The sequence below is a fragment of the Rhodococcus sp. C26F genome (assembly GCF_053345925.1).
In genome coordinates, this window is record NZ_JBKFBA010000017.1 from 1 (window position 1) to 11,093 (window position 11,093).

The 11,093-nt window shown below is 68.4% G+C and carries 9 protein-coding genes and 1 pseudogene; all 10 read right to left on the bottom strand.

Annotated elements, in window-relative coordinates:
* Positions 1-431, bottom strand: a 431-nt coding sequence (locus ACLBYD_RS17425; protein WP_447817411.1) for an LLM class flavin-dependent oxidoreductase, incomplete at its 3' end; no start/stop codon positions are given.
* Positions 432-556: 125 nt separating this feature from the next.
* Positions 557-1,417 (bottom strand): DUF559 domain-containing protein, encoded by an 861-nt coding sequence (locus tag ACLBYD_RS17430; protein WP_447817412.1) that lies wholly within the window; start codon positions 1,415-1,417, stop codon positions 557-559.
* A 155-nt stretch (positions 1,418-1,572) separates the two neighbouring features.
* Positions 1,573-2,712, bottom strand: coding sequence for an LLM class flavin-dependent oxidoreductase (locus ACLBYD_RS17435; protein WP_447817413.1), 1,140 nt, complete (start codon positions 2,710-2,712; stop codon positions 1,573-1,575).
* Positions 2,709-3,479, bottom strand: a complete 771-nt coding sequence (locus ACLBYD_RS17440; RefSeq protein WP_447817414.1) for a DUF1684 domain-containing protein — start codon at positions 3,477-3,479, stop codon at positions 2,709-2,711. Before ACLBYD_RS17440 ends, ACLBYD_RS17435 begins: the two co-directional genes overlap by 4 nt.
* Positions 3,476-4,846 carry an NtaA/DmoA family FMN-dependent monooxygenase gene (locus tag ACLBYD_RS17445; protein WP_447817415.1) on the bottom strand — a complete coding sequence of 457 codons (1,371 nt, stop codon included), beginning with the start codon at positions 4,844-4,846 and terminating at the stop codon, positions 3,476-3,478. The genes ACLBYD_RS17440 and ACLBYD_RS17445 overlap by 4 nt, the downstream gene beginning before the upstream one ends.
* Before the next feature lie 13 nt (positions 4,847-4,859).
* Positions 4,860-5,951: an LLM class flavin-dependent oxidoreductase gene (locus ACLBYD_RS17450; protein WP_447817416.1), complete on the bottom strand. Its 1,092-nt coding sequence runs from the start codon at positions 5,949-5,951 to the stop codon at positions 4,860-4,862.
* Positions 5,941-7,536 (bottom strand): dipeptide ABC transporter ATP-binding protein, encoded by a 1,596-nt coding sequence (locus ACLBYD_RS17455; protein ID WP_447817417.1) that lies wholly within the window; start codon positions 7,534-7,536, stop codon positions 5,941-5,943. Before ACLBYD_RS17455 ends, ACLBYD_RS17450 begins: the two co-directional genes overlap by 11 nt.
* Positions 7,533-8,426, bottom strand: coding sequence for an ABC transporter permease (locus ACLBYD_RS17460; RefSeq protein WP_447817418.1), 894 nt, complete (start codon positions 8,424-8,426; stop codon positions 7,533-7,535). Before ACLBYD_RS17460 ends, ACLBYD_RS17455 begins: the two co-directional genes overlap by 4 nt.
* Positions 8,419-9,432: pseudogene (locus ACLBYD_RS17465) on the bottom strand (ABC transporter permease). The gene ACLBYD_RS17460 and the pseudogene ACLBYD_RS17465 overlap by 8 nt, the downstream one beginning before the upstream one ends.
* A 3-nt stretch (positions 9,433-9,435) precedes the next feature.
* Positions 9,436-11,064: an ABC transporter substrate-binding protein gene (locus ACLBYD_RS17470; protein ID WP_447817503.1), complete on the bottom strand. Its 1,629-nt coding sequence runs from the start codon at positions 11,062-11,064 to the stop codon at positions 9,436-9,438.
* Between the last annotated feature and the right edge of the window lie 29 nt (positions 11,065-11,093).

The window sequence follows — 11,093 nt, forward strand, 5'->3', positions numbered from 1 at the left end:
CACAGCTCGCGCATCAACCGCACCGACTCGCGCAACCGGGCGAAGCGTTCCTTGAACTCCGGCCACTGGCCGGCATAGCCGGTGGCGATCTCGTTCAAAGCCTCACCGGTGCCGACCCCGAGGAAGATCCGCCCCGGATACAGACACCCCATCGTCGCGAAGGCCTGCGCGATCACCGCCGGGTTGTACCGGAACGTCGGGGTCAGCACCGAGGTCCCGAGCTGCAGCCGCTGCGTGCGCTCCCCCACCGCGGTCATCCACGCCAACGAGAACGGGGCATGCCCACCGTTGTGCCGCCACGGCTGGAAATGATCCGACACCGTCGCCGAATCCATCCCGTGCGCCTCGGCCAGCACACCCAACTCGACCAACTCGCGCGGGCCGAACTGCTCCGCCGACGCCTTGTACCCCAACTTCAAACCCTGAGCCACAGATTCCTCCGACCGTTCGCGTTTCCGATGTCCCGAGTATGCCCACCGGACGCTCGTCGTCGGTCGAGACCGACGTTGTGTTCGAAATTCACGGAAAAATCGCACACAACACCGGTCTCGACAGGTCACCCGAGGGCACCGGCGCGGTGCAACGCGCGTCGCACCCTTTCGACGAGGACCTGGGGTCGTCGATACAGCAGGTCGGCGCCGACACGCACCACGGTCCAACCGAGCTCCGACAGCAACGCATAGCGGTCGATGTCGATGGTCCGCTGTACTCGATCGGTCCAGTGCTGCGCGCCGTCGTACTCGACGAGGACCCTCCACTGCTTCCAGCCCATGTCCGCGCGTGCCACGAACCGCCCACCGTCGTAGATCTCGATCTGCGTCTCCGGCACGGGCAGACCGGATCGGACGATCAACAGCCGCGTGTGCGTCTCCGGTGGTGACGCGGCCCCTCCGTCGACGAGTTCGAGAACCTTCCGGATGGACGCGAGGTGCCGAGCGCCCTTGTTCCGAGCGGCCACCGCTTCGATCTCGTGGACCTTCGTTCCGGTCGCATTGCAGAGCGCGTCCAGCATTTCGACGCACCGCTCGAGGTCTGCACTACGCGCGAGGTCGAAGGCCGTTCGGGCAGGTGTCGTCACCGTCATTCCGTCGACGACGCAGGATTCGATGTCGTCGACGCTGCGAACGATGATGCCCGGCGTCGAGTGCAGCTTCCTGGGTCGCACGATCTCCGCGGGCAACGACGCGTCGAGCCAACGGGTCCCGTGCACGGCGGCTGCGGACGGTCCGGCCAGTACCCCTATACCTCCCGCCCACAGCCAGGCTGCCTTCGCGCGCAGTAGTGCGGTCGCTTCGACTCCTGGAGCGACGTACACATTGCGATGAAGCTTCACGAAGTGGTGCCGAAGTCGGTACCGCGTCACCGATCCGGCCGCCAGTGCATCGGTGCCGGCGAATGGTTCGTGGAAGTCGACCATGAGCGCGAGCGTGCCCGGTCTCCGGTCCCGCCGGTACCCCGAATCCCCCGCCTGTGGAGAACTTTCGACGTTATCCCCAGGCGCCCCGGAACGAGACCGGTGTTGTTGCCGATTTCTCGCGAATTATCGACAACAACACCGGTCTCGACGAACGATCACGCGGCGCGGACCCGCGCCAATCCCCATTCGCGGGCCAGCAGTTCGTAGGAACGCAGGCGGTCCTCGTGGCCGTGGGTGACCGAGGTGACGACGAGTTCGTCGGCGTCCGTCACTCGGCGGAGGGTGTCGAGGCGCTCCGCCACCGTGCTCGGCGACCCCACGAACTGGGTGACGATGCGGTCGTCGACGAGGGCTCGCTCCTCGTCGGTCAGCGGCGGGGTGGTCTCCGGGTCCGGGTACGGGATCGCGCCGTGGCCCGAGCGGATGCTGTGCGTCCAATGCCCGTAGGTCGACGCCGACTCGCGTGCGGTGGCGTCGTCGTCAGCGACCACCGCGTCGGCCGAGACCACCACGTAGGGCTTCCTCAGGATCGACGACGGACGGAACGCCGACCGGTACGCCTCGACCGCTTCGACTGTCGTGCCCGGGCTGACGTGGTAGTTCGCACCGAACGGCAACCCCAGGCGACCCGCGAGTTCCGCCGAGGGTCCGGCACTCGAACCGAACATCCACAGTTCGAGGTCGGCGCCTTCTCCCGGACTGGCGTGCAGATCCGTTCCGTCCGGTGCTGTGTAGGTGCCGTCCAGGAAGGCGAGGATGTCCTCGATCTGCTGCGCGAAGTCGGGCGACTGCGCACCGGGTTGCTGCAGGATGCCGAAGCTCGCGGCCGACCGGGACGATGACAGCAGCTTCGACGGCGAGAAGGGCGGCGGGATGATCAGTCCGTCGCGGATCTCCGTCGCCCGCGGAGCGGGTTCGGGAGCCGCCCCCGCCAATGCCTCCGCTCGTCGCTGCCCCGACCTGCCGAGACCGAGATCGATGCGTCCCGGGTACAGGGCGTCGAGAGTGCCGAAGGATTCGACGACGCCGATCGCGGTGTTGTGTCCGAGTTGAACCGCGGCGGCACCGATGCGGATGGTGCGGGTCGCGGCGGCGATCGCGCCGATGAGCACGTCGGGTGCCGACGAGGCGACAGCGACGAAATGGTGCTCGGCGACCCAGTACCTCTTGTACCCCCACGCTTCGACGTGGCGCGCCAGGTCGAGGGTGTTGCGCAATGCCTCCGGCACCGAGGATCCCTCGCTGACCGGTGAGAGGTCCAGCACGGACAACGGCACCGGATTCAGCGCGTTCACGACGATTCCCCGAGACGCGGAGTGCGTTCACCGGCTTCGACGGCGAACGGAAGACGGTTCTGCGACGGCGCGATCGGGCACGTCGCCGCGTCGGTGAACGCGCACGGCAGGTTCGCGGCGCGCGTGAAGTCGAGCGTGACCGTCCCGTCCTCGGCCGGTGCCTCGACCTGCAGGATCCGCGCGGCCGGGTACGTCGTCACCCCGCTCGTCGCGTCGGTGAACAGGATCCGCAGCGGACCGCGGGCTTCTCCGAAAGCAACGAGCTCGTGTTCGGCACCGTCGTATCCGAACCGGACCACACCCGCCGCCGGGTGGTGGTGTTCCAGTCCGTCGACGACCGCACCCGTCGTCACGACCTGCTGTTCGTCGAATGCCTCGAACCGGCCGGTCAGTACCCAGGACGGGTCGGGTTCGTAGGCCGGGACACCGGTGAACGACGCGAGCGCCGGTGCCGTGCGATCGTGGATGCGGATCCCGAATCGTCCGGTGCGCTTGATGATCTCGACGAAGCCGCGGTCGAACTCCGCTTCGAGACCGGGCGCCCCTTCGACCGGCTCGTAGGTGGTGGTCTCCCCGTCGAGTTCGTGGACCACCGAATCACCGTCGACGTGCCACCGGCCCGTCGCTTCGTCGAAGGAGGTGGGGGTCTCGTCCAGCCAGTGCAGAGCGGTCAGGCTCAGCCAGCCGAGCGGCTGCCGCAGGCCGTCGTTGCGCTCGGCATGCCACCGCTGCCATTCGTCGACGAACTGATCGAGTGTTGCGGTCATGACGCGCGGGCTCCTTCGGTGACGGTGTGCGGGTCGCGCAGGCCGAGGTGGCCGCGCAGAGTGGTGCTGTCGTATTCGGTGCGGAAGCTGCCGCGTTCCTGCAGCAGCGGGACGACCGTGTCGACGAAGTCGTCGAGGCCGCCCGGGGTGAGGTGCGGGACGAGGATGAAGCCGTCGCTGGCGTCGGTATGGACGTAGAGGTCGATCTCGTCGGCGACCTGCTGCGGCGTTCCGATGAACTGCTGCCGTGCCGTGACCTCGATGATGAGCTCGCGGATGCTCAGGTTCTCGGCGTCCGCCTTCTCCTTCCACTGCCGGGCTACGGCCAGCGGATCCTTGGCGTGGCGCACGCGTCCGCGCGTGATGGTGACGTTGTCCTCCGGGTCGACGTCCGGCAGCGGGCCGTCCGGGTCGTACGACGACAGGTCCTTGCCCCATACCTGTTCGAGGAAGGCGATGGCCGTCTGCGGACCGACCTGCTGCAGGCGGATGTGCCGGGCCCGCTCGTGTGCTTCCTCCTCGGTGTCTCCGAGGACGAAGGTCGCGGCGGGCAGGATCTTCAGCTCGTCCCAGCTGCGTCCGTACTTCGCGAGGCGGTTCTTGACGTCGGTGTAGAACGCGCGACCTTCCTCGAGGGTGCCGTGCCGGCTGAAGATGGCGTCGGCCTTGGCGGCACCGAACTCACGGCCCTCGTCGGAGTCACCGGCCTGCAACAGGACCGGGTGCCCCTGGGGGCTGCGCGGCACCTCGAAGCGACCCGCGATGTCGAACTGGGTGGTGTGGATGTCGAACGACGCGATGTCGCCGTCGGGAGCGAAGATCCCGGTCTCGCGGTCGATCACGGGACCGCGGGCCGACCAGCCGTCCCACAGCTCCCGCACCGCGTCGACCACCTCGGAGGCACGGACGTACCGCTGCGAGTGCTCGAGGAAACCGCCGCGACGGAAGTTCTCTCCGGTGAACGCATCCGACGAGGTGACGAGGTTCCACGCCGCGCGACCGTCCGAGAGGTGGTCGAGAGTCGCGAACTGCTTGGCCAGTTCGTACGGCTCGTTGAAAGTGGTGTTGATGGTGCCGGCCAGGCCGAGGTGGGTGGTGGCACCGGCGATGGCCTCGAGCACCGTGAGGGTGTCGGGGCGTCCCACGACGTCGAGGTCGTGGATGCGGCCGCGGTGCTCGCGGAGCCGGAGTCCTTCGGCGAGGAAGAAGAAGTCGAACCTGCCGCGTTCGGCGGTGCGGGCGAGGTGCAGGAACGACGAGAAGTCGATCTGGCTCTTCGACTCGGGGTCGGCCCACACCGTGGTGTTGTTGACGCCGGGGAAGTGCGCGGCGAGATGGATCTGCTTGCGAACAGTGTTGCGGGACACGATGATCGTTCCTTCAGTGAGCAGCCGCGAAGCGGTTGGCGGGACGGGACAGACCGAGCCGGTCGCGCAGGGTTCCGGTGGCGGGAGCGACCTCGGGACGGACGACGGGCAGCACGTTCTCGACGAGTCGGTGGAGGGTGGACGGCAGAGCGAGGGGCCGCAGGGTCACCCCGTCCACACCCGTTGTGTCATCGAGCAGTTCGATCAGGCTCTCGGACGTACCGACGTGGACGAGCGTGTCGGAGCGGTAGGGCTGCCCGGCCCACGTCTCGAGCTGCGCGAGATCTGCGGTGGCGTCGTCGCCGAGCAGAACGTCGACGTCGAGCAGCACGAAGATCCGCCGGTCGCCCGCCGCGGCCCGGATGCGGCCGGCCGGTTCGGATGCGGCGGCGAGGTCGGTGGCGCGGATACGGACGAGATCGGCTCGCTGCGCGGCGAATCCGAAGGAGTCGGCACCGGTCACCGTCACCGCGACCAGCGGTTGCCCCTGCGGGGACCGCGGCACGATCGACGATCCCTTGACGGAGAAGTACTCGCCGACGAAGTCGATGTAGTGGACCTTGTCGCGATCGATGAAGCGGCCGGTGGCGACGTCGCGGATCTCGGCGTCGTCCTCCCAGCTGTCCCACAGTCGCGCCGCGACCTCGGCGGCCTCGTGCGCCTCGGCCCACAGCGACGCGGTGTCCTGCTCGTCCTTGCGGCCGAACAACTTCACGACGCCCGGGGTCACCGCGACCTCCCACCCGGCGCGACCGAGCGTGGTGTGATCGATCGTCTGGATTGCCTTGGCGACGTGGAAGGGTTCGGTGTGGGTGACGGTCGCGGTGGGGATCAGGCCGATGCGCGTGGTGGCGGTGGTCAGGCGCGCCGCGAGTCCGACGGCTTCGAGGCGGCCGCGCACGGTAGTCGCGTCCGAGACGATGCCGAAGGTGTCGGGGAGGAACGCGAAGTCGACGCCGGCGCGATCGGCGGCACCGACGAGGTCTGCCCAGTAGCGGGGGGTGAACAGTTCCTCGGCGCGCGAGTCGTCGCGTCGCCAGGACGACGGATGGATGCCGGCGCCGGCGAAGTCGACGGCCAGCAATAATTCTGAACTATCGGACATGGTGGACCTTCCCGGGGATGGCCTCGAGCAACGTCTGCGTGTACTCGTGTTGGGGGTTGTCGAAAATTTCTGTGGTGGAGCCGTATTCGACGACCCGGCCGGCGCGCATCACGGCGACGGTGTCGCTGATCTGCCGGACGACGGCGAGGTCGTGCGAGATGAACAGGTAACCGATCCCGAGTTCGGTCTGCAGCGAGGTGAGCAGGTCGAGGATCTGCGCCTGGACCGACACGTCGAGCGCCGAGACGGGTTCGTCGAGGACGAGCAGCTCGGGGTTCAGGGCGATGGCCCGTGCGATGGCCACGCGTTGCCGTTGTCCACCGGACAGTTCGGCTGGTTTGCGGTCCAGATGTGCGGTCGACAGCGCCACCTGATCGAGGAGGCGTGCGACGTGCGCGGCGCGTTCGGCTCTCGTGCCGACGCCGAACGCCTCGAGGGGTTCGGCGACGATGTCGCGGATCCTCAGTTTCGGGTCGAGCGAGGCGTAGGGATTCTGGTGCACGATCTGTACCCGTCGCCGCAGTGCCCGCAGCGCACGGCCCCCGAGCGTGGTGATGTCGTCACCGTCGAACCGGACCGTTCCCGCGGTGGGGGTCTCGAGCCGGATCGCGATGCGCGAGACCGTGGACTTGCCGGAACCCGACTCCCCCACCAGCGACAGGGTGCCGCCGCGGGGAACGTCGAAAGACACATCGCGCACGGCGTGCAGCGAGGACTTGCGGTCGATGCGGAAGGTCTTCGACACCTTCGACACCGACAGGATCGGGGCCGCCTCCTTCAGGGCGGGTCGCACAACCGGTTCCGCGAGGCTCGGCGCTGCCGCGATGAGCGAGCGCGTGTACTCGTGTTGCGGGTCGGTGAGGACCTGCGCCGCCGGTCCGGTCTCGACGACCCGTCCGCCCTGCATGACGACGATGCGGTCGGCGCGATCTGCCGCGACACCCAGGTCGTGGGTGATGAGCAGTACCGCGGTGCCGGTCTCGGCGATCCGTGCGTCGAGGTGGTCGAGGATGCGGCGCTGCACCGTCACGTCGAGTGCGCTCGTCGGTTCGTCGGCGATGACGAGGTCGGGCCGGCAGGCGAGGGCGATACCGATGAGCACCCGCTGCCGCTGGCCACCGGACAGTTCCTGCGGGTACTGCTTCGCGCGCAGGTGCGGATCGTCGAGGCCGGCCTCTTCGAGGATGCGCAGCGCCTCGATCCGCGCGGTGCGCCGGTCGGCGAGACCGTGGATGCGCAGCACCTCGGCGATCTGGTCGCCGATACGGATGACGGGGTTGAGGGAGGTCGTCGGGTCCTGCGGGACGAATCCGATCCGGGCGCCGCGGATGCGTTCGAAGGCATGCTCGGACAGGTCGTTCAGCGACGTGCCGTCGAAGGACACCGACCCCGCCGTGACGCGACCGGTTCCGGCGAGCAATCCGATGATCGCGTGCGCGGTGGTGGACTTGCCCGATCCCGACTCGCCGACCACCGCGACGACCTCACCGCGACCGACCGTGAGATCGACACCGTTCACCGCGACCACCGGTTCGCGCGACGGCCCGTAGGCGACCTGCAGGTCGCGCACTTCGAGGAGGCTCATCGTGCGCTCCTGTCCTCGAGGGCGTGGCCGATGCGGTGGGCCGAGAGCACGACGGCGACGATAACCAGGCCCGGAAGGGTCGTCATCCACCAGGCCGCGGCGAGATAGTTGCGGCCCTCCGAGATCAGCGACCCCCATTCGGGTGTCGGTGGCACGGCTCCGAAGCCGAGAAAGCTCAGCGACGACACGGCCAGCACGGCCATACCGAATTCGACGGCGGCGAGGGCCGCGACGGGCGCGTACGAATTGCGCAGCACGTGCCGGCGCAGCACGGTGTGCCACCGGACGCCGCACGCGAACGCAGCTTCGACGTAGAGCGCCTCGCGTACCCGCAGCACTTCCGAACGCATGACGCGCGCGAAGTTCGCCACGAGGCTCACACCCACGGCGATCGCGACGTTCATCGTGCCGAAACCGAGGGCCGTGACGAGCGCGAGGGACAGCAGCAGCGCGGGGATGGACAGCAGGACGTCGACGAGGCGCATGAGTGCCGCGTCGATGGCACCGCCGACCGCACCGGACAGCAACCCGATCAGCGAGCCGACGACCAGGGCGATGCCGACCGCGACGAGCGTGGCGGTGAGCGACAGGCCGGCTCCGTGCACGACGCGCGTGTACACGTCGCGGCCGAGATTGTCGGTGCCGAACCAGTGTGCGGCGCTCGGTCCCTGCAGCTTCTCGGCGGGCACACCCTGCAGCGGGTCGCCCGACGCGAAGAGCGACGGGAACAGCGCGAAGCCCACCGCGAGGAACAGCACGATCGACGACACGACCAGGACGGCGTTGCGTCGCACCGCTGTCACAACGCGTGCGATCCGGATTCTTCTGCGCGAGCGTGGTTCCGGCAACGACGTCGCCGGTAGTGCTTCGCGGACGAGTGTGTCAGACACGTGCCTCGGCCTCCAGGAGAGTGTCGTCGTGGGTCGGGTCGTCCTCGGTCGACGCGGCGGCGCCACCCCGGTCGATGCCGTGGGTGATCCGCGGGTCGATGAGGGGGTAGAGCAGGTCGACGGCGAGGTTGACGAGCACGAATACGGTGGACGAGAACACGACGATGCCGAGCACCACCGGAATGTCCTGCGCCATCACCGACATCTGGGTCAGGCGCCCGATACCTGCCCGGGAGAAGACCGTCTCGACCACCACGGACCCCGCGAGGAGGTTGCCGACGATGACGCCGGCGATCGTGAAGGCGGGGATGCTCGACAGCTTCAGCGCGTGCCGCGTCTGGACGCGCAGGCGGGACGCGCCCTTCGCGCGCGCCGCTTCGATGAACGGCTGCCGCCAGGTCGTCTGCAGACTGGTCGCGAGGACCTGGGCGATCACCGCGCCGGTCGGCAGCGCCAGGGTGATCGCCGGAAGGATCACATGTTCGATGCCCTGGTCACCGAAGGCCGGGAACAGTCGTAGCCGGAACGAGAACAGCTGCAACAGGATCAGACCCACCCAGAAGGTCGGTACGGCCACCCCCAGCGGAGGCAGCGAGAACAGCAGGCTGCGGAGCCGGTGGACCCGCGTGTAGGTCGCGAGGAAGGCGACCGCCGTGCCGAACACCAGGGCGAACACCAGTGCGGTGCCCGCCAGGACGAGGGTGCTCGGCAGGGCCGCGGCGATCGCGTCGGTCACCTACTGTCCGGTCGAGATGGACATGCCGAAATCACCTCGGACCGCGTTGCTCAGCGCGTTCCAGTACTGCACCGCGACCGGTTGGTCGAGTCCGTACCGCGCCTGGAGCTGTTCGATCGCGGCGGCGTCGACCGGTGTTCCGGCATCGGCGCCGGCGGCGATGGAGACCGGATCGGAGGGCAACAGGAACAGGACCGCGAACGACACCGTGAACGCCGCCCACAGCACCCCCACTGCCTGGAGCACACGGAAACCGAGATAGCGCACCATGATCTACTCGCTCAGCCAGGTGTCGAAGAACTGCAGCCGCGCCGACGCCTCGAACTTCAGGTCGGCGACGTTCGGCCCGGCTCCGATCGCCTGCGACAGCTCGACCGTGGGGATCCACAGGCCGTTGTCGAGGACGAGCTGCTGCGCCTGTCCGATGAGCTCGGCGCGGGCGGCGGGGTCGGTCGTCGACAGCTGCCGGTTCAGCACCTCGTCCAATTCGGGGACGGGACCACGCTGGTTGATGTTGCGGCCGTCCAGACCGAAAGCGGTGCGCAGGATGTCGCCGTCGGCGCGGGTGCTGTTGTAGTAGGACGCCTCGTAGTCACCTGCGTTCTGGCGTGCGGTGTTCTCCGGGGTGGAGACGAGGTCGAGCTGCAGGTCGACACCCACCGCGCGCAGCTGCTGCTGCACCAGTTCGAGGATGGCCTGGTTGCCGGCGAACACCGAGCTGAACAGCACCGGGAAGCTCAGACGCTGCCCGTCCTTGACGCGGATGCCGTCGGGACCGGGCACCCAGCCGGCCTCGTCGAGGATCTGCTCCGCCTTCGCCGGGTCGTAGGTGACATCGGCGAGTTCGACGTAACCGGGGGTCGCGGACGCGAGCGTGCTGGTCGCGGGGCGGAAGTCCGGTCCGAGGACCGTGTCCACCAGTTCCTGCCGGTCGATAGCCGGGACGATCGCGCTGCGCACGGCCGGGTCGGTGAGGACACCCCGGCTCACGTTGGGTTGGAAACCGAACGGGATACCCGGGTTCGGAGTGGTCAGGATGCGGCCACCGGCACCTTCGATCTGTGGCGCGTCCTGCGGCAGCGCATCCGAGATGGCGTCGAGCTGACCGGAGGCGAGCGATCCGGTGCGGACACCGGATTCGGGGACGATCGTGAACTCGATCCGGTCGAGATAGGCCTCACCGTCGTGTCCGAATGCCTCCGAACCCCACGAGTAACCCGTGCGCTTGACGAGGGTGGCGGACTTGTCCTGCTGGTAGTCCTCGTATACGAACGGCCCGGTGCCCGACAGGTCACCGGCGCAGCGTTCCTCCGCGCTCTTCACGGTGTCGGCCTCCGAGAGCAGACCGAGCTGATGACTTGCGGTGGCCTGCAGGAACGGCGCGTTCGGCACGGAGAAGCTCACCTGTGCAGTGCGGTCGTCTACGACCGTGGTGCCGGCATATCCCGCGAGATATCCCACGGCCTGCGGCGCCTTCACCCCGCCGAGGGTGTTCACGATCGCGTCGAAGTTCTTCTTCACGGAGTCCGCGGTCAGCGGGGTGCCGTCGCTGAAGGTCACGCCCTCCTTCAACCGGAAGGTGAACTGCGTGCCGTCGGCGTTCGATTCCCAGCTCTCCGCCAGCCACGGCACGATCTCACCGGTCGCGGGGTCCTGGTCGGTGAGCGAGTCGACGACCTGCCGGGCGACGTAGATGGTCTGGTTGCTGGCGGCCTGCGCGGGATCGGCGCAGGTGGGTGGGACCGACAACCCGTACCGCAAGGTGCCGCCGGGCTGCGGGTCGCCGGTGGGCTGCGAGTTCGCCGCGGCACCGGCGCCGCAGGCGGTCAGCGCTGCGCCCAGTACGGCGGTGGCGGCGGCCGTGACGACGAACCGGGACGCGGAGGAGGACGAGATGGACAACGACGGGCTCCGTGATCTGGACAGGGCGC